This window comes from Nocardioides sp. Z50_6 (genome assembly GCF_058215755.1).
The window spans coordinates 682976-709216 of the sequence record NZ_JBZAJB010000002.1 but is presented as its reverse complement, the minus strand read 5'-3'; the positions used below and the strand labels follow the sequence as shown (position 1 = coordinate 709216).

Annotated in this window: 25 protein-coding genes; 10 read left to right on the top strand and 15 right to left on the bottom strand. The window is 71.0% G+C overall.

The genetic code is table 11. From position 1 onward, the window contains the following. A complete protein-coding gene (locus AC4BGE_RS08135; RefSeq protein ID WP_490574938.1) occupies positions 1-462 on the bottom strand; it encodes a hypothetical protein in 462 nt (153 codons plus the stop codon). A 119-nt stretch (positions 463-581) separates the two neighbouring features. Here AC4BGE_RS08135 and AC4BGE_RS08130 point away from each other — a divergent pair, with 119 nt between their 5' ends. Continuing rightward, entirely contained in the window at positions 582-1163 is a 582-nt protein-coding gene (locus tag AC4BGE_RS08130; protein WP_490574937.1) for a DinB family protein, read from the top strand. A gap of 41 nt (positions 1164-1204) precedes the next feature. On the opposite strand, the gene AC4BGE_RS08125 is transcribed toward AC4BGE_RS08130, so the two are convergent. Then, on the bottom strand, positions 1205-1669 hold the full coding sequence (locus tag AC4BGE_RS08125; RefSeq protein WP_490574936.1) for an SRPBCC family protein: 465 nt from the start codon (positions 1667-1669) through the stop codon (positions 1205-1207). A gap of 91 nt (positions 1670-1760) precedes the next feature. Between AC4BGE_RS08125 and AC4BGE_RS08120 the strand changes: the two genes are divergently transcribed. The 8 genes from AC4BGE_RS08120 to AC4BGE_RS08085 all read left to right on the top strand — a co-directional run bounded on the left by AC4BGE_RS08120 (position 1761) and on the right by AC4BGE_RS08085 (position 10275). Then, a complete protein-coding gene (locus AC4BGE_RS08120) occupies positions 1761-3098 on the top strand; it encodes an APC family permease (RefSeq protein ID WP_490574935.1) in 1338 nt (445 codons plus the stop codon). After that, positions 3095-3487, top strand: a complete 393-nt coding sequence (locus AC4BGE_RS08115; RefSeq protein ID WP_490571065.1) for a hypothetical protein — start codon at positions 3095-3097, stop codon at positions 3485-3487. Before AC4BGE_RS08120 ends, AC4BGE_RS08115 begins: the two co-directional genes overlap by 4 nt. Before the next feature lie 27 nt (positions 3488-3514). Then, positions 3515-3973 (top strand): DUF350 domain-containing protein, encoded by a 459-nt coding sequence (locus AC4BGE_RS08110; RefSeq protein WP_490574934.1) that lies wholly within the window; start codon positions 3515-3517, stop codon positions 3971-3973. After that, on the top strand, positions 3973-5238 hold the full coding sequence (locus AC4BGE_RS08105) for a glutathionylspermidine synthase family protein (RefSeq protein WP_490574933.1): 1266 nt from the start codon (positions 3973-3975) through the stop codon (positions 5236-5238). Before AC4BGE_RS08110 ends, AC4BGE_RS08105 begins: the two co-directional genes overlap by 1 nt. Before the next feature lie 94 nt (positions 5239-5332). Then, positions 5333-6706, top strand: a complete 1374-nt coding sequence (locus tag AC4BGE_RS08100) for an HNH endonuclease signature motif containing protein (protein ID WP_490574932.1) — start codon at positions 5333-5335, stop codon at positions 6704-6706. A 149-nt stretch (positions 6707-6855) separates the two neighbouring features. After that, positions 6856-7527 (top strand): Type 1 glutamine amidotransferase-like domain-containing protein, encoded by a 672-nt coding sequence (locus tag AC4BGE_RS08095; protein WP_490574931.1) that lies wholly within the window; start codon positions 6856-6858, stop codon positions 7525-7527. A 100-nt stretch (positions 7528-7627) separates the two neighbouring features. After that, a complete protein-coding gene (locus AC4BGE_RS08090) occupies positions 7628-9022 on the top strand; it encodes a hypothetical protein (protein ID WP_490574930.1) in 1395 nt (464 codons plus the stop codon). Further along, positions 9019-10275: a benzoate/H(+) symporter BenE family transporter gene (locus AC4BGE_RS08085; protein ID WP_490574929.1), complete on the top strand. Its 1257-nt coding sequence runs from the start codon at positions 9019-9021 to the stop codon at positions 10273-10275. The genes AC4BGE_RS08090 and AC4BGE_RS08085 overlap by 4 nt, the downstream gene beginning before the upstream one ends. A gap of 116 nt (positions 10276-10391) precedes the next feature. On the opposite strand, the gene AC4BGE_RS08080 is transcribed toward AC4BGE_RS08085, so the two are convergent. The 6 genes from AC4BGE_RS08080 to AC4BGE_RS08055 are packed head-to-tail and all read right to left on the bottom strand — an operon-like array spanning position 10392 to position 17186. Beyond that, positions 10392-11567, bottom strand: coding sequence for an acyl-CoA dehydrogenase family protein (locus AC4BGE_RS08080; RefSeq protein ID WP_490574928.1), 1176 nt, complete (start codon positions 11565-11567; stop codon positions 10392-10394). A gap of 24 nt (positions 11568-11591) precedes the next feature. Further along, complete coding sequence (locus AC4BGE_RS08075; protein WP_490572542.1) at positions 11592-12743, bottom strand: acyl-CoA dehydrogenase family protein; 1152 nt, start codon at positions 12741-12743, stop codon at positions 11592-11594. Between the two features lies 1 nt (position 12744). Next, positions 12745-14382, bottom strand: a complete 1638-nt coding sequence (locus AC4BGE_RS08070) for an AMP-binding protein (RefSeq protein WP_490574927.1) — start codon at positions 14380-14382, stop codon at positions 12745-12747. A gap of 51 nt (positions 14383-14433) precedes the next feature. Continuing rightward, entirely contained in the window at positions 14434-15174 is a 741-nt protein-coding gene (locus tag AC4BGE_RS08065; protein WP_490572544.1) for an SDR family NAD(P)-dependent oxidoreductase, read from the bottom strand. Between the two features lie 52 nt (positions 15175-15226). Beyond that, on the bottom strand, positions 15227-16372 hold the full coding sequence (locus tag AC4BGE_RS08060; RefSeq protein WP_490572545.1) for an acyl-CoA dehydrogenase family protein: 1146 nt from the start codon (positions 16370-16372) through the stop codon (positions 15227-15229). Positions 16373-16391: 19 nt separating this feature from the next. Continuing rightward, positions 16392-17186: an enoyl-CoA hydratase-related protein gene (locus AC4BGE_RS08055; protein ID WP_490572546.1), complete on the bottom strand. Its 795-nt coding sequence runs from the start codon at positions 17184-17186 to the stop codon at positions 16392-16394. Positions 17187-17359: 173 nt separating this feature from the next. On the opposite strand from AC4BGE_RS08055, the gene AC4BGE_RS08050 reads away from it, so the two are divergent. After that, a complete protein-coding gene (locus tag AC4BGE_RS08050) occupies positions 17360-18025 on the top strand; it encodes a TetR/AcrR family transcriptional regulator (protein WP_490572547.1) in 666 nt (221 codons plus the stop codon). Between the two features lie 19 nt (positions 18026-18044). On the opposite strand, the gene AC4BGE_RS08045 is transcribed toward AC4BGE_RS08050, so the two are convergent. From AC4BGE_RS08045 to AC4BGE_RS08015, 7 genes are read right to left on the bottom strand one after another with little or no spacing between them, the layout of a single operon-like run. Then, positions 18045-19265: a phenylacetate--CoA ligase family protein gene (locus tag AC4BGE_RS08045; protein WP_490574926.1), complete on the bottom strand. Its 1221-nt coding sequence runs from the start codon at positions 19263-19265 to the stop codon at positions 18045-18047. 16 nt (positions 19266-19281) lie between these two features. Next, positions 19282-20127, bottom strand: a complete 846-nt coding sequence (locus tag AC4BGE_RS08040; protein ID WP_490572549.1) for an ABC transporter ATP-binding protein — start codon at positions 20125-20127, stop codon at positions 19282-19284. Beyond that, positions 20124-21311: an ABC transporter substrate-binding protein gene (locus tag AC4BGE_RS08035; RefSeq protein ID WP_490574925.1), complete on the bottom strand. Its 1188-nt coding sequence runs from the start codon at positions 21309-21311 to the stop codon at positions 20124-20126. The genes AC4BGE_RS08040 and AC4BGE_RS08035 overlap by 4 nt, the downstream gene beginning before the upstream one ends. Before the next feature lie 40 nt (positions 21312-21351). Continuing rightward, positions 21352-22416, bottom strand: a complete 1065-nt coding sequence (locus AC4BGE_RS08030; RefSeq protein ID WP_490572551.1) for a branched-chain amino acid ABC transporter permease — start codon at positions 22414-22416, stop codon at positions 21352-21354. Between the two features lie 4 nt (positions 22417-22420). Then, positions 22421-23293, bottom strand: coding sequence for a branched-chain amino acid ABC transporter permease (locus AC4BGE_RS08025; RefSeq protein WP_490572552.1), 873 nt, complete (start codon positions 23291-23293; stop codon positions 22421-22423). Further along, positions 23290-25236 (bottom strand): AMP-binding protein, encoded by a 1947-nt coding sequence (locus tag AC4BGE_RS08020; RefSeq protein ID WP_490572553.1) that lies wholly within the window; start codon positions 25234-25236, stop codon positions 23290-23292. Before AC4BGE_RS08020 ends, AC4BGE_RS08025 begins: the two co-directional genes overlap by 4 nt. Next, entirely contained in the window at positions 25233-26078 is an 846-nt protein-coding gene (locus AC4BGE_RS08015) for an ABC transporter ATP-binding protein (RefSeq protein WP_490574924.1), read from the bottom strand. The genes AC4BGE_RS08020 and AC4BGE_RS08015 overlap by 4 nt, the downstream gene beginning before the upstream one ends. Positions 26079-26241 lie beyond the last annotated feature (163 nt).

The window sequence follows — 26241 nt, the reverse complement described above, 5'->3', positions numbered from 1 at the left end:
TCAGGACGTCGCCGGGTCGACCTGCGGCCACCCCAGCACCAGCGCGTCCAGCTGGGCGAGGGTGAGGAACGACGGGTTGCTGCCGGCGGGCATCCGGATCACCTCGGCGCCGCGGAGCGCGGGGTGCGCGAGCAGCTCGTCGCGGCCCACCGGCCGGGGCAGGGCCCGGAGGGTGACCGGCATGACGAGCCCGCCCTCGTCGTCGAGCGTCGCCGGCCCCGTGGTGCGGCCCTGGGCGTAGAGGCCGGCGCGATGGCGCCGGTCGCCGCCGCTGACCCACAGCAGCACCGGCTGCCCGGGGGCGATCAGGTCGGTCCGGTAACTGCGGCGTACGCACCTGGTGGCGACGGCGGCGAACCCGCTCACCAGCAGGTCGTCGACGGGGGTCACCCGCGGGTCGGTCTTGAGCAGCCAGGCGCCCAGCGACCCGGCGTGGATCGCGCGCGGACTCGCCGGGCTCATCGGGCTCGCTGCTTGCCGCCGGTCCTCACCGACCACATGGTGGCGGGTGTCGCGGACGACCGCCAGGTGGGGGGGCGCGCCCTGGACAGCACGCCCCCGGATCCGCCACAGTCAGGAGGATGGAAGCCACCCCCGCACAGAGCACGGTGCGGGCCGAGTCCGGCCTGAGCGACGACGACTTCGCGCCGGGCTGGGCCGACGACGACCGGCCCCGGATCCCTCGGGTCGCCGGTGAGCGGGAGGCGCTGACCGCCTACCTGGAGTACTACCGCGCCACGGTCGAGCTGAAGTGCCGGGGCGTGAGCGACGAGGACGCACGGTCCCGTCCGATGCCGCCCTCCACCCTGTCGTTGCACGGGATCGTGCGACACCTGGCCGACTGCGAGCGCTGGTGGTTCCAGCAGAACTTCGAGCGCCGCGACGTCCCGCTCCTCTTCCCCGTCACCGACGGTGCCGAGCTCGACTTCGAGCCGCCTCCCGACGCCGACCTGGAGACCGACCTCGCCCGCTGGCGCGCGGAGTGCGACGTCTCCCGCGAGATCCTCGCCGCCCACGACCTCGACGACCGCGCCCGGCCGCTGGACTGGGACGAGGAGGTCGACCTGCGCTGGCTGGTGCTGCGGATGGTCACCGAGTACGCCCGGCACTGCGGCCACGTCGACCTGCTGCGCGAGGGCATCGACGGCCGCATCGGCGCGTGAGCGCCGCGCCGAGCTGACCGGCGACCCGGCCGGGACCCCGGCTACGCCTCCGGCGGGGACTCCAGGGTGCTCGCCAGCCAGCCGTTGCGCGAGGCCACCAGGCGGCGCAGGTAGCGCTCCAGGACCAGCGCGTCGACCGCTCGGCCGACCGGCCCCAGGGGTGAGCGGAAGCAGATCTCGTCGGTCATCGTCGTCCCGCCGCGCCCGTCCGGCTCGAAACGATGACGGTGACGCCACACCGCGAACGGCCCCCGGACCTGGACGTCGACGAACTCCTCGGGCCGTCGGTGCTCGACGACTCGCACCGTCATGCGGAACGGCAGTCCGAAGTGCCGCGCCTGCCACGTCACCCACTCCCCCGGACCCAGGAGACCCTCCGTCCGGCCGGCCACGGCACGCTCGCCCGAGCGGCCCATCGAGGCGGTGTGGGCGTCCACGGAGAGCGACAGGTCGAAGCACCGGGACGGCGGAGCCGCGACGTGGGTCGTCAGGCGGAAGCAGGGCACGCGACGATGCTAGGGCCGGGGACTACCCTGAACCCGCTGCAGTGGCGCGTCGAGTGACGAACGGACCGCAGCCCGTCGAGAGGACGCGCGCATGTCCGGGAGCCTCGCCCCGTGCTCGGTGGGGTTGACCGTCTCGACGGTCTTCTCGCTGGCCTCCACCGCCCCGGCCTACTCCCTGGCCGTCACGGTCGGGCTGCTCGCCGCGATGGTCGGCGACGCGGCCCCGCTGCTGCTCGCCGTCGCCGCGCTCCCGGTGGTGCTCGTCATCCTCGCCTTCGCCGAGCTCAACGCCGTCGAGCCCGACTGCGGCACCTGCTACGCCTGGACCTCCAAGCCGTTCGGGCGGCGGGCCGGCGTCCTGGCCGGCTGGATGGTGATCGCCGCCTGCGTGCTGGTGATGAGCAACCTGATGCAGGCGGCGGCGATCTACGGCTACACGGTGGTCGGGCTCGACGACCTGGCCGACTCCCGCCTCGCCCAGGCGGGCGCCGGGATCGTGCTGCTGGTCGCGATGGCGGCGCTGGCCGCGCGCGGCATCACCCTGGCCGCCCGCACCCAGCTGACCCTCTTCACCGTGGAGGCGCTGCTGCTGGTCGTCTTCGCCGTCCGGGCCGCGCTGGCGACACCGCTGCCGCCCACGGCCGGGGCGGCGAACCCCGACCTGAGCGCCTCGGGCGTGGTCGCCGCCTTTCTGGTCGCGGTCTTCCTCTACTGGGGGTGGGACTCCTCCTTCTCGGTCAACGAGGAGTCCGAGGACCCGGTGGCCACCCCGGTCCGCGCCGCCCTGACCGCGATGGGGCTCCTGGTCGTCCTCTACGCCGGGTTCGCCTGGGCGATCACCTCCTACGCCGGGGTCGACCGGCTGGCCGCGGTCGGCGAGGGGGACGTGCTGGCCGAGTTCGGCACCCGGCTGATGGGCTCGACCGGCGGCACGATCCTGGCCGGCGCCGTCCTCGTCTCGGCCCTGGCCAGCGCCCAGACCACCATCCTCCCGTCGGCCCGGGCGATGTTCTCGATGTCGCGGCGCGGCGACCTGCCCGCCGTGCTCTCCCGGGTCACCTCGACCGGCTCCCCGGCGACCGCGACGTGGGTCTTCACCGGGCTCGCCGCTGCCACCTACGCCGTCCTGGTCGTCACCAGCGACGCGGTCCTGGCCGACTCGGTCGCGGCCACCGCGCTGCTCGTCTCGGCGTACTACGCCCTGACCTGCGCCGCCGTCCCGTTCTACTTCGGCCGACGCGACAGCGCCGAGCGGCCGGTACGCCGCATCGTTCTTCCCACAGCCGCAGCGGGTACGTTCATCTCAGCCCTGGTCCTCAGCGCGCGGGACAGCTCCACGACCTCCCTGGTCGCCGCCGCCCTGGTCCTCGGCACCGGGCTCGCCTACCCCAGCCTGACCCGTCACTCCCAGCAGAGGCAGGACCGATGACCACCACGCCACGTCGACGCATGCGCTCCGCCTCGGTCGCGCTCGGCGTCACTGCCCTGGCGGCGTCCGGACTGACCGGCTGCGCCACCACCTCCGCCGACTACGCCGCGGTCTGCGTCGACCCCGACACCCAGGAGCGGGTCGACGACGACCAGTGCGACACCAGCCGCGACTACAGCGGCGTCGGTACCGGCTTCTTCTGGTACTACCTCGGCGCCAGCTCGCGGGTCCCGCCCGTGGGCGGCCTGGCCACCGGCGGTACCTGGCGCGGCAGCGGCCTCAACGGCAGCGTGCAGCGCGGCGGGCTGCCGGCCACCGGCGGCTCAAGCGTGAAGTCCACGACCACCAAGGGCGGGTTCGGGGTCTCCAACCGCGGCTTCTCGTCCTGACCTGCCCATCCCCGACCAGGAGAACCCGTGACCGACCTGCTCAACGCCGTCTTCCACGCCATCGTCTACGCGCTGGTGTCGGGGGTGATCCTCATCCTCGCCTACTACGTCCTCGACCTGGTGACCCCCGGCCACCTGGGCAGCCACCTGCACGGCACCGACGAGTCCGGCAAGGCCTCGGTCCACCTGCAGTCGCGCTCGGCCGGACTGGTCGCCTCGGCGTGGATGATCTCCAACGCGCTGGTGCTCTTCACCGCGATCTGGGTCAACGGGGCGACCGACCTGGGGTGGCCGCTGGCCTGGACGGTCTCCTTCGCCATCCTCGGCGTCGCGCTCAACGCGGCGATGCTCTTCGCCATCGACGCGGTGACGCCCGGCAACCTGCGCCAGATCGTCACCGAGCCGGGGCCGGTCCGCCCGCTGGCCTGGCTGGCCGCCGCCTCCGCACTCTCGGTGGCCGCCATCGTCTGCGCCAGCATCGCCTGATGTGGCGCCATGAGATCAAGCCGCGCCCCGACTGGCAGCGGATCGTCACCGAGCAGGGCCTCGTCTTCCCGGTCACCGAGCTGCCCGACGGCACCACGCGGCCCTACTGGAACGAGTCCGCCTGGTACGAGGTGACCGGCGACGAGGTCGACGCCCTGGAGGCGGCCACCGAGGAGCTCTGGGCGATGTGCGTCGACGCCGCCGGGCACATGGCCGCGACGATGTCGGATGAGCGGCTCGGGCTGCCGCCGGGCACCATGGACGTCGTACGCCGCTCGATCGCGCGGCAGGACCCGTCGCTCTACTCCCGCTTCGACCTCGTCTACGGCGCCGACGCCTCGATCAAGATGCTGGAGATCAACGGCGACACCCCCACCGGGCTGGTGGAGACCGGCGTCGCCCAGTGGCGCTGGCTCGAGGACCGGATGCCCGAGCTCGACCAGTGGAACAGCGTCCACGAGCGGCTCGTCGACGGGTGGCAGCGGCTGCGCACCTCGGGGGCCACCGACGGCGACGAGCTGCACTTCTTCTACGACCTCGGCGAGGGCGAGCGCTACGACGACGGCGAGATGGAGATGACCGCCCACTACCTGATGGACACCGCCGTCCAGGCCGGCTTCGCCACCCTCGCCCACCCGATGGCCGAGATCGGGTGGAACCCGGACGCCCGCGAGTTCCGCGACGCCCACGACTACCGCGTCCGCAACGCCTTCAAGCTCTACGCCTGGGAGCAGATGCTGGCCGAGCCGTTCGGGCGCCACATCGTCGAGGAGCGCGAGGCCCGTCCGGTCAACTGGTTCGAGCCCGCCTGGAAGGCGATGCTCTCCACCAAGGCGCTGCTGCCGGTGCTGTGGGAGCGCAACCCGGGCCACCGGCTGCTGCTCCCCGCCTACTTCGACGACCCGGGCGACCTGGAGGACTGGGTCGCCAAGCCGCTGCACGGCCGGGAGGGCGACAACATCCGCATCCACCTCGCCGACGCGCTCGAGGACATCGAGATGCCCGGCTCCTACGGCGCCGAGGGCTACGTCTACCAGGCCTACACCGACGTGCCGGTCTTCGACGGCAACTACGTCGTCATCGGCTCGTGGGTGATCGACGGCGAGGCGGCGGGGATGCTGGTGCGCGAGTCCGACGGCCCGATCACCGACTACTTCGGCCGGGTCTGCCCGCACGTCATCTCCGACGCTCTCTCCCCGGACGACGCGCAGCGGCAGGCGTGGCTCGCCGAGCGGGTGGGACCGAGCGCACCGACGCTGCGCTGAGCCGTCTGCGACTTTTTTCGAACTGGTGTTCGCAGTCTGAGACGGGGCCTGCGGCAGGGGTGGAAGTGTCGGTGGCGGCTGGTTGGGTTGACGCATGTCGACCACCCGCCCCGCCACTGCGGCACCCGGTGCCCCCGGTGCCCCCGGTGGGTTCGGTGGGTTCGGTGGGTTCGGGGTGCCCTCGCGGGTCGGGGCCCTGGTGGCAGCCGCCCGGGAGGCGGTCCGCTCCGCCGGCACCCTCGACACCTCCACGGTTCCGCTCACCGAGCTCGGTGAGGTGATCCAGACCGTCGCCGAGCTCGAGTCCGCAGCCACCGCCCTGCGACTGGCACTCTCCGCCGAGGCCGACGCCCGCCAGATCGCCGACGACCCCGACGTCGGTGGCGCCGCCACCGGCACCGACGCCTGGCTCGCCGGGCTGCTGGGCTCCACCCGCGCCTCCCAGGCCGCCGGAGTGCGGTTGGGAGAGCTGCTGAAGACCAAGTACGCGGTGACCCGTGAGGCGTTCGCCGCCGGACGACTCCGCACCGACCAGGTCCGCGTCATCGTCGAGGCCGCCGAACAGTCCCCCGACACCGCCACCCCCGACCAGATCGCCGAAGCCGAGGAGCACCTGGTCGCCAAAGCCACCGGCGACGCCACCCGCACCGGCCGACCGATGAACGCCAAAAGGCTCCGCCAAGCCGCCCGCCGCATGTTCGACCCCGTCGACCGCGAGCTCGCCGACGCCCACGAACACAAGCTGCTCACCCGCGAGAAGCACGGCGCCGACCGGGAGACCTTCCTCTCCCTCCACGACAACGGCGACGGCACCTGGAGCGGGAAGTTCCGCATCCCCGAGCTCCACGGCCACCTCCTCGACACCGTCCTGGGCCACCTCACCTCCCCCCGACGGCTCGCCACCAAACACGCCGCCGACGGCACCCGCCCCACCGTGATCGACGAGTCCGCACCCCCCTCGCAGTCCTACCTCCTCACCCAGGGCCAAGCCCTGTGCGAGCTCATCGAGCACCTCCCCACCACCGGACTGGCCACCTCCCAGACCACCGTCCTGGTCACTCTCAGTCTCGACGCCCTCCTCACCGGGATCGGCGCCGCCAAGCTCGACACCGGCACCACCATCACCGCCGGCGAGGCCCGCCGCCTCGCCTGCGAGGCCGGCCTCGTGCCCGCCGTCCTCGGGAGCCGCTCCGAACCCCTCGACCTCGGCCGACTGACCCGACTCCACACCCTCACCCAACGCCGCGCGCTCTCCCTGGTCCACGACAGCTGCGCCGTCGGCGGCTGTGAACGCCCCTTCGCCTGGTGCGAGATCCACCACCACCAGCTCTCCTGGGGCAACCACGGACACACCGACCTCGACAACGGACTCCCCCTCTGCGGCCACCACCACCGCAAAGCCCACGACCCCGACTGGGACCTCAGACACCACCCCTCCGGCGACTACCGCTTCCACCGACGACGGTAAGAGCTGCCCGGACGAGCGACTCCCGGGCGGGCCATCCGTGCTGTGGGCCGGGTCCCTTCCTGCTGTGGGGCGGGCTCCTTCCTGCGGTGCCGGGTCCCCTCCTGCGGTGGGTATGGACAGCACGGATCACCGGCCGCCAGGATCTGCCCATGAGTACCGGGAAGCTCCTGCTCACCTCGGGAGGCGTCACCAACCCGAGCATCCACGCGGCGCTCGAGGATCTCCTCGGCAAGCCGGTCGCTGAGGCGCGCGCCCTGCTCGTGCCGACCGCCCAGTGGGGCCATCCGATGTGCGGGCCGGGGTCGGTGCGCGGCCTGGTCGCCGCCGAGCCCACCTGGGAGCACCTCTCCGGGCTCGGCTTCGCCTCGTTGGGCGTCCTGGAGCTCACCGCCCTGCCCAGCATCGGCGCGGACCGCTGGGTGCCCTGGGTCCGCGACACCGACGTGCTGCTGGTCGACGGCGGGGACGCGACCTACCTCTGCCACTGGATGCGGGAGTCCGGGCTGGCCGACCTGCTTCCCCAGCTCCCCGACCTGGTCTGGGTGGGGGTCAGCGCCGGCAGCATGGTGATGACCCCCCGGATCGGCGAGTACTTCGTGGAGTGGCCGGCCGCACCCGACGACCGAACGCTGGGGGTCGTCGACTTCTCGATCTTCCCGCACCTCGACCTCTTCCCGACCAACACCATGGCCCACGCGGAGCGCTGGGCGGCCGACCTGGACGTCCCGGCCTACGTGATCGACGAGCAGACGGCCCTCAAGGTCGTCGACGGCACCGTCGAGGTGGTCTCCGAGGGGCAGTGGAGGAAGTTCGAGCCGTAGTCCGCCGATCCCCGGCCACCAGGAAGCCCGCGCCACCAGTAGGCCACGCGCCACCAGCGCTACGCTCCACGCCTCGCCGCCGACAGTCCACGGGGGATCCATGCGCCGCACCACCGTCCTGACGACCGCGCTGCTGCTGGGCGGGGCCCTGCTCGCCGCCCCGACGGCCGGGTACGCGACCGGGTCCGCGACCGGGTCCGCGACCGGGTCCGCGACCGGGTCCGCGACCGGGTCCGCGACCAGCTCGGCCCCGGGCAAGACCTGCCGCGGGCTGCCCGTCACCATCCACGCGATCGACCGCGACGTGCGGGGCACCGAGGGGCCGGACGTCGTGCTGCTGGAGTACACCCGCTCCCGGTGGGGGAACGTCCAGACCTTCGGCGGCGACGACGTGGTCTGCATCCGGGGCCGCACCCCTGGCTACGACTCCCGCACGGGAAAGAACCTCCTGATCGACGTGGGACCGGGGGACGACATCGTCGACAGCACGCAGGCTCCGACGTGGAACCTGCTCCTCACCCTCGGCGCCGGGTCGGACCGGTACGAGGGCGGGTCCGGCCGCCACGAGGTCAGCGCCGGCCACTGGGGTGGCGAGGCGGGAGGACACGTCGACACCGAGCCGGACGTGCTGATCGGCGGTGCCGGCATCGACTCGTTCGACAGCGGAACCATCGGAGAGCCGAACGGCGACCGCCTCGAGCTGGGGGGTGGGCACGACTACCTCGACCTGGAGGGGTACTGGGCGGAAGGCGGCTCGGCCAGCGGCGGAGCGGGCGACGACCTCCTCGTGCTGGACCTCCGGGGCCGGTCGGCGACGCTCGACTCCCGCGCCGGGCGCTACACCGAGGACGGTCGGACCGTCGCGGTCATGGACGGCTTCGACGCCTACTCGGTGTCCGTGCTGAGCGAGGAGTCCGACCTCACCTTCCTGGGCAGCGATGCCGACGAGTCCCTCTTCGCGACCGGGTCTCGCCTGACCGCCCGCCTCGGCGGTGGCGACGACATCGTGGAGACCTCGAGGACGACCGCCGAGACCGACCTCGACGGCGGCCGGGGCCGCGACACGATCTCGCTCAACGGGGACGGCGAGACCTCGCTCGCCCTCGACCTGCAGGCCGGGGGCCTCCGGGTCGACAAGGCCGGGTCGACGCACCGCGCCCGCCTGGCCCGCTTCGAGGCTGCCATCGTCACCTCGCACCGGGTCCGACTCTCCGGGACGGGCGGGGCGAACCGCCTCGCCGTCTCCGCCTGCTACGGCTCCGTGCGGGGGCGCGGCGGGGACGACCTGCTGATCGGCAAGGAGTGGGGCCGGCTCTGGCCCAGCCGGGAGTGCCACGGATCCGACCTCTTCGGCGGCCCCGGGGACGACGAGCTCCGGGGCGGCAGTCGGGACGACACGCTGATCGGCGGCCCGGGTCGCGACGTCGCCAGCGGGCACAAGGGGCGGGACCGGTGTGCCGCCGAGGTGCGGAGCTCGTGCGAGCGGCGGGCTTGACCGGCGACGGCGTGGCGCGTGGCCCGGAGACCGGGCGCGGCGGCCTGCTCGCCCCCGTCTCCGCCGGGGTGGTCTCGGGGCTGGTCGGGTTCACCAGCGCCTTCGTCGTCGTCCTGGCAGGGCTCGAGGGAGTGGGGGCCAGCCCGGCCCAGGCCTCCAGCGGGCTGCTCGCGGTCAGCATCACGATGGGGCTGGCCTCGATCGTGCTCGCCCTCACCACCCGGCTGCCGATCACCGCCGCCTGGTCCACACCCGGCGCGGCACTGCTCGCCACCACCGGGGCGGTCGCGGGCGGCTGGCCCGCGGCGGTCGGCGCCTTCCTCGTCACCGGCGTGCTGATCGTGCTCACCGGGCTCCTCCCGCGGCTCGGGGCGCTCATCTCCCGCATCCCGGCCTCGATCGCCCAGGCGATGCTCGCGGGCGTCCTCTTCCAGCTGTGCCTGGGTCCGGTCACCGGGCTGGCGGACAACCCCGCCGCGGTCGCGCCGATCGTCGTCGTCTGGCTGCTCGGCGTCCGCTTCGCGCCGCGCTTCGCCGCCCCGCTGGGCTTCCTCGCCGCCGCGGTCGTGATCGCGGTCGACCTGGTCGCCTCCGGTCGCCAGGTCGACCCGGCGACCCTCGTCCCCCAGCTGGAGCTCACCGCACCGGCGTTCACCCTCTCCGCGCTGGTCGGCATCGCCCTGCCCCTCTACCTGGTGACCATGGCCGCCCAGAACGTCCCGGGCGTCGCCGTCATGAAGGGCCTCGGCTACGTGGTGCCGTGGCGGCGGGCCATGCTCGTGACCGGGGTCGGCACCCTCGTCGGGGCGCCGGCCGGCGGGCACGCGATCAATCTGGCCGCCATCAGTGCCGCCCTCGCCGCGGGGCCGGAGGCCGGCGAGGACCGTTCCCGGCGCTGGGTCGCGAGCGTCACCTCCGGCCTCGTGCTCGTCGTCCTCGGCATCGCCTCGGCCGCCTTCACCACCCTGGTCTCCTTCGCCCCCCTCGGCGTCCTCGCCGCCGTCGCGGGCCTCGCGCTGCTGGGCACGCTGGCCGCCTCGCTGAGCGCCGCGCTCGCCGATCCGGCCGAGCACATCCCCGCGGTCGTCACCTTCGCCACCGCCGCCTCCGGGATCGCGGTCGCCGGGGTGAGCGCCGCCTTCTGGGCGCTCCTCGCCGGCCTCGTCGTCCGGCTCGTCCTCAGCGCCGGCCGGCCCCGCCACCGTCAGGCCCGAAGGGCAGGAGCGCCTGACCACACCGCCTCGCGCTCCTAGGGCGGTCGCGTGGCCATCCCACTGGACGCTGACCGGGGACGTCGTCGCACTGGGGCGCCAGCGTCGTGCGCGAGTGGGCTACAGCGAGGCCCTCGGGCACGTCGTCATGCTGGATGTCAGCGGTAGGCCGCCTGGCCCGTCAGCGCCTGGCCGATGACCAGCTGGTGCACCTCCGAGGTCCCCTCGTAGGTCAGCACCGACTCGAGGTTGTTGGCGTGGCGCATGATCGGGTATTCGAGGGTGATGCCGGCGGCACCGAGGATGGTGCGGCACTCCCGGGCGATGGCGATCGCCTCGCGGGTGTTGTTGAGCTTGCCGAGGCTGACCTGCCGGTGGTCGAGGGCTCCCGCGTCCTTGAGGCGAGACAGGTGCAGGGCGAGCAGCATCCCCTTCCCGAGCTCGAGGGACATGTCCGCCAACTTGGCCTGGGTGAGCTGGAAACCCGAGAGCGCCTTGTCGAAGATCTCCCGCTCGCCGGCATAGGCGATCGCCGTCTCCAGACAGTCGCGGGCCGCGCCCAGAGCGCCGAAGATGATCCCGAACCGCGCCTCGTTGAGGCACGACAGCGGGCCGGCGAGCCCGGTCGCCCCGGGCAGCACCGCCGAGTCCGGGAGGCGCACGCCGCTGAGCACCAGCTCGGAGGTCACCGACGCCCGGAGCGACATCTTCTGCTTGATCTCCGGCGCGCTGAACCCGGGCGTCTGGGTGGGCACGACGAAGCCGCGAATCCCCTCGTCGGTCTGCGCCCAGACCACGGCCACGTCGGCGACCGAACCGTTGGTGATCCACATCTTGTTGCCCGTCAGCACCCAGTCGGTGCCGTCCCGCTTCGCCCGGGTGCGCATCCCCGCGGGGTTGGAGCCGAAGTCGGGCTCGGTCAGACCGAAGCACCCGATCGCCTCGCCCGCTGCCATCCGGGGCAGCCACTCCTGCTTCTGCTCCTCCGAGCCGTGCTTCCAGATCGCGAACATCGCCAGCGAGCCCTGTACCGAGACCAGGGAGCGCAGTCCGGAGTCGCCCGCCTCCAGCTCCATGCACGCCAGGCCGTACGACGTCGCGCTGGTGCCCGCGCATCCGTAGCCCTCCAGGTGCATTCCCAGCACCCCCAGCGAGCCGAGCTCGCGGGCAAGGTCGCGCGCCGGGATCGAGGCGGACTCGTACCAGCCGGCCAGCTGCGGCCTGACCTTGTCCTCGACGTACTTGCGGACGGTGTCGCGGATCGCGATCTCCTCCTCGCTCAGCAGCGAGTCGGTGCCGAAGAACCCCAGGGGGGTCTGCGGGGTGGTGGCCATGACGGTGTCCTTTCGAGCCGGGGGTCAGAGGAAGGCGTTGACGCCGGTCTCGGCGCGTCCGATGAGGAGCTTCTGGATCTGGCTGGTGCCTTCGTAGAGCGTCATCACCCGGGCGTCGCGCATGTACTTCTGCACGGGGTACTCGTCGACGTAGCCGTAGCCGCCGAAGATGGAGATGGCCTGGTTGGCCGCCCGCACCGCCGCCTCGGAGGCGAAGTACTTGGCCTTGGACGCCTCCACGCCGAACGGCTCGCCACGCTCGATCAGGTCGGCCGCGCGCCAGGTCAGCAGCCGCGAGGCGTCCGCGTCCACCGAGATCTGGGCGATCATGTCCTGGATCATCTGGAACGAGGCGAGCTGACGGCCGAACTGCTTGCGCTCCTTGGCGTAGTCGACCGCGGCGTCCAGGCACCCGGCGACGATGCCGGTGCACCCTGCCGCGACCGAGACCCGGCCCTTGTCGAGAGAGTGCATGGCGATGGCGAAGCCCTGGCCCTCCTCCCCGAGCAGCGCCGAGGCGGGCACCCGCACGTCGTCGAAGGAGAGCTCGGCGGTGGCCTGTCCGCGCAGCCCGAGCTTGCCGTGGATCTCGGTGCGGCCGAAGCCCGGGGTGTGGGTAGGGACCAGGAAGGCCGAGATGCCCTTCGGGCCCTCTCCCCCGGTGCGGGCGAAGACCAGGCAGACGTCTGCCCAGGTGCCGTTGGTGATGAAGATCTTGGACCCGTTGATCACATAGTCGCCGCCCTGCCGGGTGGCCCGGGTCTTGAGGCTGCCCGGGTCCGAGCCGTTGTCGGGCTCGGTCAGGCCGAAGCAGGCCAGCCGGGTGCCGGTGGCGATGCCCGGCAACCACTCCTGCTTCTGCTCCTCGGTCCCGTGGGACAGGATCACCTTGCCGACCAGGCCCATCGAGACCGAGACGATGCCCCGGACCGCGGAGTCCGCACGGCCGAGCTCCTCCATGCCGAGGCAGTAGGTGATGTAGTCGCCACCCAGGCCGCCGTACTCCTCGGGGATCGTCAGCCCGAAGAAACCGATCTCACCCAGCATCGGGATGATCCTGGTGTCCACCGACTCGTCGCGGTCCCACTGGGCGCGGTGGGGCACCACCTCGGCGTCGAGGAAGTCGCGGGCCAGCCGCTGGAAGCTGCGCTGGTCGTCGTTGAGTGCCATGTCCATGTCAGCTCTCCCGTCCCGCGGTCTCCCGCAGCGCGAACTTCTGGATCTTGCCGCTCGGCGTCTTCGGGAAGTCGTCGAGGATGACCAGCTTCTCCGGCCAGTACTGCTTCGCGACCCCCTTGGTGGCGAGGAACTCCCGCATCGCCTCGAAGGTGAGCTCGGGGGCGCCCGCCCTCAGCACCAGGCAGGCGCAGGCCCGCTCCTGGAGCCGGGGGTCCGGGATGGCCACCACGGCGACGTTGTCGACGTCCGGGTGCTCGTGCAGCACGTTCTCGACGTAGGAGACCGGGATGTTCTCCCCGCCGCGGATGATGACGTCCTTGGTGCGTCCCGAGATGCGCAGGTAGCCGTCGGCGTCGATGTGCGCGAGATCGCCCGTGTCGAACCAGTCGCCGTCCGGGTCCTCACGGAACAGGGAGCGCGTCAGCTCCAGCCGCTCGGCGTACCCGACGAAGAGGAAGGGTCCGCGCACCTGCAGGGCGCCCTCCTGGCCGGCGGGCAGCGGCTCCCCGGCGAAGTCGACAACCCGGATCTCCATCCCGGGGAAGGGGTAGCCGTCGGTGTCGATCACCTTCTCCTCGGGATCACCCGGGATCCCGAGGGTCACCAGCCCCTCCTCGGTCTGCCCCCAGCCGCCGAGCACGGCGAGGCCCGGCAGCAGGTCCCGCGCCTCACGCACCAGCACCCGCGGGATCGGAGCGCCCATGCAGCAGAAGAGGACCAGCGAGGAGAGGTCGTGCTGGTCGAGGTCGGGCGCCTTGAGCAGGTCGTGCAGGAAGGGTGTGGCACCCGAGGTGTAGGAGATGCGGTGGCGCTCGACGAGCTCGACGAAGTCAGCCGCGTCCCACACGTCCTGCAGCACGCAGGTCGCGCCGTTCTGCACGTTGAGCCGGGCGCCGTAGAGGAACCCGGTCAGGTGGGCCAGCGTCGAGGCCATGTGGAAGACCGTGTCGGCGGTGATGCCGAGGCGCTCGGGCAATGCGTCGTTGGCCGCGACGACGGTGTTGTGGGTGTGCATCACACCCTTGGGCTCGCCGGTGGTGCCGGAGGTGAAGATCAGCAGCGTCACGTCATCGGGGTCCGGGCGGAGGGCGTCCAGCTCGCCGGGGTCCCGGCGCTCCTCCCACGGTGTCGCCATGAACTCCTCCCACGAGCCCGGCCCGCCGGGGGCGTCCACGACCAGCACGTGCTCCAGCGCCGGCCAGTCACCGCGCAGGCGCTCGACCATCGCCGGGTAGTCGAATCCGCGGAAGTCCTGCGGCACCACGATGAGCCGGGACTTCGCCAGCCCCACCATGAAGCCGACCTCGCGCTCGCGGTAGATCGGGATCAGCGGGTTGCTGACCGCACCGATGCGGCTCGCCGCGTAGTGCACGACGATCCACTCGATCCAGTTGGGCAGCTGGAAGGAGACCACATCGCCGGGCTTGATCCCGAGTTCGAGCAAGCCCAGGGCGCAGCGGTCCACCTGCTTCTCGAGCTCGGCGAAGGTGACCGCGCGCCGGCTGTCGACGAAGGCCACCTTGTCCGGGGTCGCTGCGGCAGCCTCGTGCAGGAAGTCGATGATGGTCCGGTCGCGCCAGTAGCCGGCACGGGTGAACCTCTCCTTCTGCGCGGAGGTGAGGGTGGTCTCGAACATGACTGCGGCTCCGATGGGGTGGAAGGTTGCCGGTTGGACTGCGGCGGGCCGTCAGGCCATCGTCAGCCCACCGCTGACGCTGATGGTCTGGCCGGTGATGAAGGCCGCGTCGTCGGAGGCGAAGAAGGCGACCGCGCCGGCGATGTCCTCGGGCTGGCCGAGGCGGCGGAACGGGATCGCCTTCGCCAGGGCCTCGCGCAGCTTCTCCCCGCCCATGCTGGCGAAGAGGGCGGTGTCGGTGGGACCTGGGCACACACAGTTGATGCTGATCTGGTTGCGTGCCATCTCGCGGGCGGAGGCCTTGGTGAAGGCGATGACCCCGCCCTTGGCGGCCGAGTAGACCGCCTCGCCCGACGAGCCGACGCGGCCGGCGTCGGAGGCCAGGTTGACCACCCGGCCCGATCCCTGGGCGGCCATGATCGGCAGCACGGCCTTGGAGGTGTTGAGCACGCCGTACAGGTTGATGCCGATGACCCGGTCCCAGGTCTCGGGCTCGGAGTCGACGAACGGCTCGGCCTTGTCCCAGCCCGCGTTGTTGACCAGCACGTCGATGCGGCCCAGCTGGTCGACCACCTGGGTCACCATGGCGTTGACCGACTCCCGGTCGGTGACGTCGGTGTGCAGGCCGAGGGAGCCGTTGCCCAGTGAGGCGGCGGTCTCCTTGGCCGTGGCCTCGTTGACGTCGGTGACCACGACCGTGGCCCCTTCGGTGGCGAGACGCCGGGCGATGGCCTGGCCGATGCCCTGACCCGCTCCGGTGACGATCGCGATCTTCTGGTCGAGGGTTCCCATGGTGGTGCCTTTCTGGATGCGTGGGGGGAGGCGTGCCGGGTGGCGGACCTGCTCAGGGAGCGAAGGATCGGCCCAGCAGCGAGCGCGAGATGACGAGCTTGGAGACCTGGGCGGTGCCGTCGCCGATCTCCAGCCCGATGACGTCGCGCAGGCGCTGGCCGACGGGACTCTCGGTCGAGTAGCCCAGGTGACCCAGGATGAGCAGGCACTGGTGGATGACCTCGGCCGAGAGCTTCGGGGCCCAGAACTTGGCCATCGCGGCCTCGGCGGAGTGGTCCAGGCCGGTGTCCTTGCGCCACAGCGCCTCGTAGCAGACGTGCCGCGCACCCTTGATGTAGGTCGCCTGCTCGGCGAGCGGGAAGGCCACCCCCTGGAAGGTGCCGATCGGCTTGCCGAACGCCTCCCGGTCCCGCGCCCACTGCAACGCCTCCTCGAGGGACGCGCTCGCGGCCCCGAGGCAGGCCAGACCGATGATGGCCCGTGAGTAGTCGAAGCCCTGCATGACCGAGACGAAGCCGTCGCCCTCGGCGCCGATCAGGGCGTCGGCGCCCACCGGGGTGCCGTCGAAGTGCAGCGACGCCCGGCCGATGGACCGGGCACCCAGGTCGTCGAAGGGGGCCCGGCTGACGCTCGGGTGGTGGAGGTCGACCCAGAAGGCGCTGACTCCCCTGGCTCCGGGACCGCCGGTGCGGGCGAGCACGACGGCGCGGTCGCTCGCCATGCCCAGGGTGATCGAGGTCTTCTCGCCGTGCAGGGTCCACCCGTCCGCGGCCGGCTCAGCCCTCAGCTCGAGGTTGGCGGCGTCTGTGCCGTGGCCGGGCTCGGTGATGCAGATACAGGGCACGGTCTCGCCGCTGGCGATCCCGGGCAGCCAGGCGGCCTTCTGCTCGTCGGTGGCGTTGCGGACGATCACGTCGCTGATGAGCGCGGTGTTGATGATGAGGTACGTCGCGTTGAAGTCCGCGCGGCCCACCTCCTCGGCCGCCACCCCCGCGATGACGGCGGTGGCGTCCTGGCCGCCGTACTCCTCGGGGATCCGGAGGCCGGTCAGCCCCAGGCCGGCCATGTCGAGGGCCAGTTCGCGACGGAAGACTGCCGCCTTGTCGTCGGACTGGTAGTGCGGGGCGAGGATCTTGGCCGCGAACCGGCGGACCTCCGCACGGAACGCCTCGTGGTCCGCGTCATCGGCGTAGTACATCGGTGTCTCCCGCTCCGGCTCAGTGCCAGTTGACGTGCTGGTTGAAGTCGGGGGTGCGCTTCTCCGCGAATGCGGCGGCACCCTCCAGACCCTCGGGCGAGGCGGTGAACAGGTCGAGCGCGGTCATCGCCATGTTGCTGTAGCCGGCCTGGTGGTCGGTGTCGGCGTTGAAGGACTGCTTGAGGAAGCGGATCGCGGTGGGACTCTTCGTCGACACCTCGGCAGCCCACTCCTTGGCCTCCGCGAGCAGCCGATCCGCGGGCACGACCTTGTTGACCAGACCCATCGCCAGCGCCTCCCGGGCGTCGTACATCCGACACCAGAACCACATCTCGCGGGCCTTCTTCTCCCCCACGACCCGCGCCAGGTAGGCCGTCCCGAAGCCTGCGTCGAAGGAGCCCACCTTGGGACCGGCCTGGCCGAACCTGGCGGTCTCACTGGCCAGCGAGACGTCGCACAGGACGTGCAGGACGTGCCCACCGCCCACCGCGACGCCGTTGACCGCGGCGATCACCGGCTTGGGGATGTCGCGGATCAGCTTGTGCAGGTTGCCGATCTCGAACATGCCCGACTCGCTCGGGCCGTAGTCGCCGGTCTCGGCGCGCTGCTTGACGTCACCACCGGTGCAGAAGGCCTTCTCACCGGCGCCGGTCAGGATGACCGACTGCACCTGCTTGTCGGCCCAGGCCAGCCGGAATGCCTTGATGAGCTCCTCCACCGTCTTGGCCCGGAACGCGTTGTAGCGCTCGGGACGGTTCATGGTGATGAGGGCGGCCGAGTCCTCGACCGCGTACGTGATGTCCTCGAATGTCATCTTCGCCCCTGCCTCGAAAACTGAATCATGCTTCACTACAAATGAACGTAAGTTCATCCATGCTCGCTGTCAAGGGTCGAGCCGGGTAGAGTGAATGTAGATTCATCCCAGGTTTCTCGCTGCGAGCGTCTGCGGCCCATCCCTCGCGGCCCACCCAGAGTCCAGGAGGCTCCATGACGACCCCCGTCCAGCTCGCGCCGGCCGACGCCGCCAGACAGGCCCGCGCCGCGCAGCGCAGCGCGCAGCTGCTCGACGCCGCGGCCCGCCTGATGGAGCGCGACGGGTCGCACGCCGTCTCGATGCAGGCGGTCGCCGCCGAGGCCGGCGTGAGCGTGGGCCTCATCTACCGCTATTTCGGAGGCAAGGACGACCTGTTGCTGGCCGTGATCCTCGGGGTGCTCGACTCCTTCGCGACCCAGGTGCCCGAGGCCGTCGAGGCTGCCGGGGAGGACCCGGTCCACCGGTTGGCGGCGGCGTTCCGGTCCTACTGCCAGGTCATCGACCAGCATCGGCACGCCGCGGTGCTGACCTACCGCGAGACCAAGAGCCTCGACGAGGCCGGGCGGGCCCGGATCAAGGAGCTCGAGGTCCAGACGAGCGAACCGCTGCGGGCCGCGCTCCAGCAGGGCGTGGAGGCCGGCCTCTTCGACGTCCCCGACCTCGAGCTCACGGCTTACGACCTGCTGCTGCTCGCCCACGCCTGGGCCCTGAAGCACTGGTACTTCGAGCGGACCCTCTCCCTCGAGGTCTACGTCGAGCGCCAGCTCGCCCTTGTCCTCAAGGGGATCGTCCGGTCCCGCCACCGTCGCAAGTACGCCGCACTCATCACCCCCGCCTGACCCCCGGGCCGGCGGAGCATCAGCCGCGCCGGTCGACCAGGACAGCGTCCTCCTCCAGCGTCTCGACGACCCGCACCACGGGTCGCACCCGCAGGACGTCGCGACATCGCCTCTCCGCGACCGCGGCCACGTCCTCCGGCGCAGCGTCCTCCACCACCAGGTCCATGCGCAGGACGTCTGTCCCGCCGCCCTGCTCGACGACGAAGCACCCCTGGGCGACACCGGACGAGCGCAGGGAGCGGAGCAGCTCCGCGGCCTGATGCGGATGGACGAACATCCCGCGGACCTTGACCGCGGCGCCCACCCGGCCCAGCACGCCGGCGAGCCGAAGGCCGTGCGGTCCCTCGATCCAGCGGGACACGTCGCCGGTGCCGAACCGGACCAGGCCGTAGTCCTCACGCAGGACCGACACCACGACCTCTCCGGGCTCCCCCGCCTCGACCTCCTGACCGGTCACCGGGTCGCATACCTGCAGGTAGACGTCCGGGCCGGGGACGAGACCGGCGTCGGGCGCGGCCTCGTAGCCGATCAGCCCGCACTCGGCAGTGCCGTAGGACATCAGCACGCGTGGCACCCGCTCCACCAGGCGCTGGCGCAGTGCCGGTGACAGCGGCTCCGCGGTGACCAGTGCCTTCTCCACGCGCCACCGGTCCGCCGCCAGGCCCGCCTCGTCGAAGGTCGTCATCAACGCGGCGAGGTACGACGGCAGCCCGATGAAGGCGGTCACCCCGAGGTCGGCGATCACGTGGACCTGCACGTCCTGCATCCCGACCCCCGCCGGGATGACCCGAGCGCCCACGGCGCGACAGGCCTCGTCGAACATCAGGCCGGCCGGGGAGAGGTGGTAGCTGAAGCAGTTGAGCACCACGTCTCCTCGCCCCACGCCCAGCTCGGAGAGGGCCGGCGCCCACCTCCACGGGTCGGGCCCGGCCAGCTGCGGCTCGTAGATGGGACCGGGCGAGGCGAACGCCCGGACCGGATGTGAGCCGTCGGCGACCAGGCCCCCGAAGGGTCGCTCGACCGCCGCCTGCTGAAGTGCCGGCAGCGCGTCCTTGGCGAGCACGGGCAGCCGGTCGAGAGCCGCCGCATCGGCCGGGCCCTGCGGCAGTCCGGCGGCACGGAGCCGGTCGTCCAGCGCCGGGATGCGCCCGACCCCCGCGCGGGCCACCCCCGCAGCGCGCCCGCCCTGCTCGTGTCGGTAGGCCGCCAGGGCCTCGGTCATCGAGGTGGTGTGTGACATGTGATCTCCCGAGTTCCTACAGCCAGCGCTTGCGACGCTTGTAGTGCTTGACGTCGCGGTAGTTCTTGCGACCCTCGTCACCCAGGCCCAGGTAGAACTCCTTGACGTCGGGGTTGTCCTGGAGCTCGGCGGCGGTCCCCTCGAGCACGATCCGGCCCTGCTCGAGGATGTAGCCGTGGTGGGCCACCTCGAGCGCGCGTCGAGCGTTCTGCTCGATCACCAGCACGGTCAGGCCGGTCTCCTCGTTGAGGGCACGGATGTAGCCGAAGATCTCCTGCACCAGCAGCGGGGCGAGCCCCAGCGACGGCTCGTCGAGCATCAGCAGCTTGGGCCGCGCCATCAGCGCCCGCCCGATGGCGAGCATCTGCTGCTCGCCGCCGGAGAGGTAGCCGGCGACCCGCGCCCGCATGTCGGCCAGCTTCGGGAAGTAGGTGTAGACCCGGTCGAAGTCCTCGGCCGACGCCCCGCCACGGGAATACCCGCCGGCCACCAGGTTCTCCTGGATGGTGAGGTGCTCGAAGACGTGACGGCCCTCCATGCACAGCGAGAGGCCGGTGCGCACCCGCTCCGCGGCGTCCATCCGGGTGATGTCGGTGCCGTCGAAGATGATCGAGCCGTCGGTGATCTCGCCGCGCTCGCTGGGGAGCAGGCCCGAGGCCGCCTTGAGCATCGTCGACTTGCCGGCACCGTTGGAGCCCAGGAGGGCGACGATCTTGCCCTCCGGGATCTCCATCGAGAGCCCGCGCAGCACCAGGATCACCTCGTCGTAGATGACCTCGATGCTGCTGACGGTGAGGAGGTTGCCCCCGGGGGCGGCCGGGGTGGACCCGGCCGCCTCCGAAGCCACGGTGGATGGGGTCACGGCGAGACGCCCAGCTCGACGGGAGCCATCTCGCCATCCTCGACCCGGTAGATGCCGGTGGCGGTGCTGCCACGGTGGGAGTCCTCGGAGAACTCGATCTCACCGGTGCCCAGCACGCCGCCGGTGTCGATCGGGCCCATCGTCTCCAGGGCCTCCTTGATGCCGGGCCCGCTGAGGTCGCCGGCCTCGACCGCGGCGCGGATGCCCTCGGCCATCGCGTGCATCGTGTACCAGCCCTGGGCGAAGTGGAGGCCCTCCTTCTCCAGCGAGGAGCCGTTCTCCTCGAGGTAGGCCTGCACGTCCTCGTGGCCGGGCTGGTCTGCGGAGACCGGGGCGAACGGCTGCACCAGGATGTGACCCTCCGCCACGTCGGCGCCGGCGGTGTCGATGAAGAGCTCGTCGGCGCACCAGTTGAGGCAGACGATCTGCATGTCCAGGCCCTGGGCCTTGATGTCCTTGGCGACCAGGGCCGCCGGGGAGGAGACGTTCTGGATCATGATGTATTTCGCGCCCTGCTTCTCGGCCTGGGACAGGAGCCCCGTGTAGTTCGTCGAGCCGGCCGGCATCGGGTAGGCCTTCACGTTGAGGTCCAGGTCGGCGGCCCACTCCTGGGCGTCGGCGACCGGGGCAAGCCCGAAGGGGCTGTCGTTGTGGAAGATCGCGATCTCGCTGCTCTTGCCGTCCTCGGCGATCCAGTTGAGCGCAACACGCGCCTGGTCGGAGTAGGTCGGGGCGACCACGAAGTTGTACGGCGCCTCCGCAGGGTCGGTGAGCGGCTCGGCGTACGAGGCGGACATGAACGGCAGCTCATCAGAGGTGATCCGCGGTGCGAGCGCCTCCGAGTCGCCGGTCCCCCAGCCCATCACGGCGAGGACGTCGTCGTTGACGTACTCCTTGTAGATCCGCTCGGCGGTGGGCAGGTCGTAGGCGTAGTCCGTGACGGGGGCGTCGAGCTCGCGGCCGTCGATGCCGCCGTTGTCGTTGAGCCAGTCGACGTATGCCTTCTGGCCGTTGGCGTACGGCGTGCCTACGTCACCGGTCGCGCCGGTGAGGTCGGCGATGACGCCCAGCTTGATCGGGCCGTCGCTGTCCGCGGCTTCGTCGGAGTCGCCGCCCGGTGCGCAGGCGGTGAGGCTGAGCGCGGCCGCGGCGGCGGCCACCAGCAGGGTGCGGGTTTGGCGCATGGTGTTTCTCCTTGGGTGGGTGTTTCTCAGACGTGCCGGGTCAGTAGCGGAAGGGCCAGAAGCGGACGTAGTCCTTCATCCGTTGCCAGATGCGGTCGAGACCGCGGGGCTCGATGAGCAGGAAGGCGATGATGACGAGGCCGAAGACGGCGTTCTCGATAGCGGGCAGCCGACTCACGAGCCACGGGACCTGCTCGCCGACGCCACCGATCACCTCGTTGAGGAAGACGGGCAGCAAGGTGATGAAGAAGGCGCCGTACACAGCGCCTGCCACGCTCCCGAGCCCGCCGACGATGATCATCGCCAGGTAGAGGATGGAGATCTCGAAGGTGAAGGACTCCCAGGTGACGGTCTCGGAGTAGTGCGCCGTGAGCGCGCCGGCGAGACCGACGAAGCCGGAGGAGACGGCGAAGGCGACGACCTTGGTGCGGGTCACGTTGACGCCGATCGCCGCCGCGGCGATGTCCTGGTCACGGACCGCCATGAACGAGCGCCCGAGCCCGGTGCGGAATAGGTTGCGTGCGGTCAGGACCGCGACCACCGCACAGGCGAGGAGGATCCAGTACCACTGGAACTCGAACCACTCGCGGGTGATCTCGTAGCCACCGACCCGGAAGCGCTCGACCGCGAGCGGCGCGCCGCTCTCCTCGCGCAGGAAGGACCACCGCCGCGCGATGAAGACGATGATCTCCTGGCTCGCCAGGGTCGCGATGGCCAGGTAGAGACCCTTGAGCCGCAGGGCCGGGAGGCCGAAGAGGGCGCCCGCTGCGGCCGTGACCACCACCGCACAGGCGATCGAGAGCGGCGCCGGCAGGTCGGCGCGCATCGTGAGCAACCCGGAGGTGAAGGCGCCGACGGCCAGGAACCCTCCCTGCCCGAGCGAGATCTGCCCGGTGAAGCCGACCAGGATGTTGAGGCCGACGGCCCCGACGACGGCGATCAGGACGGTGTTGAGGATGCTCAGCTGGTAGGGGTCGAAGACGTAGGGCGCAGCGATCGCCGCGACCACGATCAGGGCGAGCCTGACGTACTGCGCCGCGGTGTGTCGCAGCGACAGCTCGCGCTGGTAGCTGCGGAAGTAGACGCCGGTGGAGATCGATGCCATGGACCTAGACCCTCTCGATCCGGGTTTCGCCGAAGATGCCGTAGGGCCTGACCATCAGGATGGCGATCAGCAGGAGGTAGGGGACGATCTGCGCCAGGCCCGGGTCCCAGTAGCCGCTGACGTACTGAGCGGTGAGCCCGATCACCAGCCCGCCGACGATGGTGCCCGGCACCGAGTCGAGCCCGCCCAGGATGACGACGGGGAAGACCAGGAGTCCGAAGGACACGAGGTTGCCGCTGACCGAGGTGATGTCCCCGAGCAGCACCCCGGCGACCAGCGCCGAGACCGCTGCCAACGCCCAGGCCATCGCGAAGATCTTGCGGACCGAGATGCCCATCGTGAGCGCCGCCTGCTGGTCGTCGGCGACGGCCCGCATCGCGATGCCGTGCCGGCTGCGCTGGAAGAAGACGGTGAAGGCGGTGAGCACGAAGCCGGCGATCACGATCACCAGGATCCGGTTGAGCGGGATGGTGGTGCCGAGGAACTCCACCGGGGTGCGGGGCAGCAGCGCCGGCTGGGAGACGGGCCGGGTGCCGAAGATCATCTGCACCACGGCCCGCAGGAACCCCGCGAGCCCGATGGTCACCATGATCACGCTGATCGCACTCTCCCCCACCAGGGGGCGCAGCACGAACCGCTCGATGAGCAGTCCCATGAGGACGGCGAAGACCAGGCCGACCGCCACGGAGAGGACGAGCGGGAGCTTGAACACCACGAAGGCGGCGTACACGGTGTAGCCCCCGATGAGGAGGAACTCGCCCTGGGCGAAGTTGATGACCGAGGTGGACTTGTAGATGAGGACGAAGCCCAGCGCCGCGAGGGCGAGGATCGCTCCCTCGGAGAGTCCGTAGATGGTGAGGTTGAGGAACTGGCTCATCGGCGTGTGCTCCAGACGGGACGCTTCTTGCTGTCAGCGGAGGGCTGGTGGTCATCCAGGTCGAGGATCGCCAGGTCGATCTGGCGCTTGGCGACCGTGCCGTCCTGGTAGGAGACGGTGTTGGTGATCGACACTCGGTCGTCGCCCCGGGCGAGCGCCGCGATGAGGTCCGCGTAGCGCTCCACGATGACGTTGCGACGGACCTTGCGGGTGCGGGTGATCTCGTCGTCGTCGGGGTCGAGCTGCTTGAACAGCAGCATGAAGCGACGCACCCTGATCTCCTCGGGGAGGTCGACGTTGGCACGGTGCACCTCGTCGGCGATCAGTCGATAGGTCTCCGGCTTGGCCGCCAGGTCGGTGAAGGTGGTGTAGGTGAGGTGCTGGCCCTCGGCCCAGGAGCCGACCGTGTTCGGGTCGATCACGATCATCGCCACGATCTCGTCGGTCCCGAAGACCACCGCCTCCTCGACGTAGGGGCTGAACTTGAGCTTGTTCTCGATGAACGCGCTCGAGAAGCGGGTGCCCGTGGCTGTCGTCTGCACGTCCTTGGCGCGGTCGATCACCACAAGCTGGCCGTCGTCGAGGTAGCCGGCGTCGCCGGTGTGCAGCCAGCCGTCGTCGGTCAGCGCCGCGTCGGTCGCCTCGGGGTTGCCCACGTAGCCACGGAAGACAGCCGGCGACCGGAGCAGGATCTCGCCGTCGTCGCCGATCCTCAGGTCGCACCCCGGGATGGGGACCCCGACGCTGTGGAACCGGACGTCGTCGTCGTGGTGCACGACGGCGAGGCCGCAGATCTCGGTCTGCCCGTAGATCTGCTTGAGGTTCACCCCGATCGCGTGGAAGAAGCTGAAGACGTCCGGCCCCAGCGGTGCCCCGCCGGTGTAGGCACGCTTGATGCGGGTCAGTCCCAGCTGGTTGCGCACCGGGGCGAGCGCTGCCCAGTCGGCGAGCAGGAGCAGCGCCCGGTCGCCGGGCCCGGGCCGCCTGCCGCGCAGCCGCTTGGCCGCGACCCGGTCCCCGACGGAGTAGCCGAGGCCGAAGATCTTGCGCTTGAGCCAGCCCGACTCCTCGATGCGGACCTGGACCTCGGAGAGCATCGACTCCCAGATGCGCGGAGGGCTGAACATGACGTGCGGACCGATCTCACGCAGGTCGCTGCGCTGGGTGGCGGAGTCCTCGGGGAAGGAGAGCGTCAGGCCCTGGGCCAGGCCGCACGCGACGGCGATCATCTGCTCGCCGATCCACGCCAGCGGCAGGAAGGAGACGAAGCGGTCCTTCGGCCCGAGCGGGTCGATGGAGACCAGGCTCTCGGCCATCGAGAGCAGGTTGCGGTGCGAGAGCTGGCCGAGCTTGGGTTGGGAGGTGGTTCCGGACGTGGTGCAGACGACCGCGATGTCGTCGGGCGTCCCGGCCCGCACCTGCTCCTCGAACCATCCGGGGCGCTCGGCTCCCCACGCCCGACCTGCCTCCTCGACCTGGCCGAACGGCAGCAGCCACGGCTGGGTGTAGGACTCCAGGCCGTGCGGGTCGTAGAAGACGACGTGCTCCAGGTCCGGAGCGAGCGCCTTGATCTTCAGCAGCTTGTCGACCTGCTCCTGGTCCTCGGCCACCACGACCCGGGTGCGCGCCGTGGTGAGGACGTGCACGATCTCCTCGTCGAGGCTGGTGGGGTAGATGCCGACCACGGCGGCGCCGATGGACTGCACCGCCAGCTCGGCGATCAGCCACTCGGGCCGGTTGTCGCCCAGCACGGCGACCATGTCGCCGCGTCCGACCCCCAGCGAGGCGAGCCCGTGCCCGAAGTCGCGCACCCGATCGGCATACTCCTGCCAGGTGATGGGCTGCCAGATGCCGTAGAGCTTCTCCTGGAGAGCGACCGCCTGCGGCCGGGTCTCCACCTGGCGGGCGAGCAGGCGTGGGAACGTCTCGTCGGCGATGCTCATGCGTCGGCCCCCAGGTACGCCTCGACCACGGCCTGGTTGCCGCGGATCTCGGTCGGCGTCCCGTCGCCGATGAGCCTGCCGAAGTCGAGCACGCTCACCTGGTCGGAGATGTCCATCACCACGCCCATGTCGTGCTCGATCAGCATCACGGTGACCCCGCGAAGCTCGTTGACGTCGAGGACGTAGCGCGCCATGTCTTCCTTCTCCTCAGCGTTCATGCCGGCCATCGGCTCGTCGAGGAGCAGCAGACCGGGCTCGATGCACAACGCACGTCCGAGCTCGACCCGCTTCTGGATGCCGTAGGCCAGCGCCCCCACCGGCGAGTGCCGGTAGGCCTGGAGTGCGAGGAGGTCGACGACCTCCTCCACGAACTCGCGGTGGGCGATCTCCTGGCGCCGGGCGGGCCCGAACCAGACGAACGCCGGCAGCAGCCGGTGCTTCATGTGGATGTGCCGGCCCAGCATCAGGTTCTCCAGCACCGTCAGGTGCCCGAAGAGCTCGATGTTCTGGAAGGAGCGGGCGACACCGAGCCGGGCGATCTGGTGGGGCTTGGCATGCACGAGGTCGTGCTCACGCGGCGCCCCGTCCTCAGCCCGGGTGTGCAGCGTGATGCTGCCCTCCTGAGGCCGGTAAAGGCCGCTGATGCAGTTGAGCATGCTCGACTTGCCGGCGCCGTTGGGGCCGATGACCGCGTGCACGTCGCCCTGTCGGACGGTGAACGACACGTCCGAGAGCGCATGGATGCCGCCGAAGCGGAGTCCGACGGAGTCCACCTGCAGCAGCGGCTCGCCGGCAGTGAGGCGACTTGAGTTGAGCTCGAAACGGTAGGCCCTGGTCAGCACCTGGCATCCTCCTGGTCAGCCGATGTGACGCACGTTACTTTCCACTATGCGGAAGCGCAACCCCCGTTTTTGATAAGCCGACCTACTTCCTGCCACTTGAAGTCACCGAATGACTCCACTATGTGGAAACATGCACCTCGGAACGGGAACACCGGGGTGACCA

Bases quoted from the DNA above. Each gene is read 5' to 3' on its own strand.
- AC4BGE_RS08090 (WP_490574930.1), top strand. From the start codon at position 7,628: ATGCGCCGCACCACCGTCCTGACGACCGCGCTGCTGCTGGGCGGGGCC.
- AC4BGE_RS08100 (WP_490574932.1), top strand. From the start codon at position 5,333: ATGTCGACCACCCGCCCCGCCACTGCGGCACCCGGTGCCCCCGGTGCC.
- AC4BGE_RS08035 (WP_490574925.1), bottom strand. From the start codon at position 21,311: ATGCGCCAAACCCGCACCCTGCTGGTGGCCGCCGCCGCGGCCGCGCTC.
- AC4BGE_RS08120 (WP_490574935.1), top strand. From the start codon at position 1,761: ATGTCCGGGAGCCTCGCCCCGTGCTCGGTGGGGTTGACCGTCTCGACG.
- AC4BGE_RS08095 (WP_490574931.1), top strand. From the start codon at position 6,856: ATGAGTACCGGGAAGCTCCTGCTCACCTCGGGAGGCGTCACCAACCCG.
- AC4BGE_RS08025 (WP_490572552.1), bottom strand. From the start codon at position 23,293: ATGAGCCAGTTCCTCAACCTCACCATCTACGGACTCTCCGAGGGAGCG.
- AC4BGE_RS08050 (WP_490572547.1), top strand. From the start codon at position 17,360: ATGACGACCCCCGTCCAGCTCGCGCCGGCCGACGCCGCCAGACAGGCC.
- AC4BGE_RS08055 (WP_490572546.1), bottom strand. From the start codon at position 17,186: ATGACATTCGAGGACATCACGTACGCGGTCGAGGACTCGGCCGCCCTC.
- AC4BGE_RS08045 (WP_490574926.1), bottom strand. From the start codon at position 19,265: ATGTCACACACCACCTCGATGACCGAGGCCCTGGCGGCCTACCGACAC.
- AC4BGE_RS08065 (WP_490572544.1), bottom strand. From the start codon at position 15,174: ATGGGAACCCTCGACCAGAAGATCGCGATCGTCACCGGAGCGGGTCAG.
- AC4BGE_RS08030 (WP_490572551.1), bottom strand. From the start codon at position 22,416: ATGGCATCGATCTCCACCGGCGTCTACTTCCGCAGCTACCAGCGCGAG.
- AC4BGE_RS08020 (WP_490572553.1), bottom strand. From the start codon at position 25,236: ATGAGCATCGCCGACGAGACGTTCCCACGCCTGCTCGCCCGCCAGGTG.
- AC4BGE_RS08080 (WP_490574928.1), bottom strand. From the start codon at position 11,567: ATGGCCACCACCCCGCAGACCCCCCTGGGGTTCTTCGGCACCGACTCG.
- AC4BGE_RS08070 (WP_490574927.1), bottom strand. From the start codon at position 14,382: ATGTTCGAGACCACCCTCACCTCCGCGCAGAAGGAGAGGTTCACCCGT.
- AC4BGE_RS08060 (WP_490572545.1), bottom strand. From the start codon at position 16,372: ATGTACTACGCCGATGACGCGGACCACGAGGCGTTCCGTGCGGAGGTC.
- AC4BGE_RS08075 (WP_490572542.1), bottom strand. From the start codon at position 12,743: ATGGACATGGCACTCAACGACGACCAGCGCAGCTTCCAGCGGCTGGCC.
- AC4BGE_RS08115 (WP_490571065.1), top strand. From the start codon at position 3,095: ATGACCACCACGCCACGTCGACGCATGCGCTCCGCCTCGGTCGCGCTC.
- AC4BGE_RS08130 (WP_490574937.1), top strand. From the start codon at position 582: ATGGAAGCCACCCCCGCACAGAGCACGGTGCGGGCCGAGTCCGGCCTG.
- AC4BGE_RS08105 (WP_490574933.1), top strand. From the start codon at position 3,973: ATGTGGCGCCATGAGATCAAGCCGCGCCCCGACTGGCAGCGGATCGTC.
- AC4BGE_RS08135 (WP_490574938.1), bottom strand. From the start codon at position 462: ATGAGCCCGGCGAGTCCGCGCGCGATCCACGCCGGGTCGCTGGGCGCC.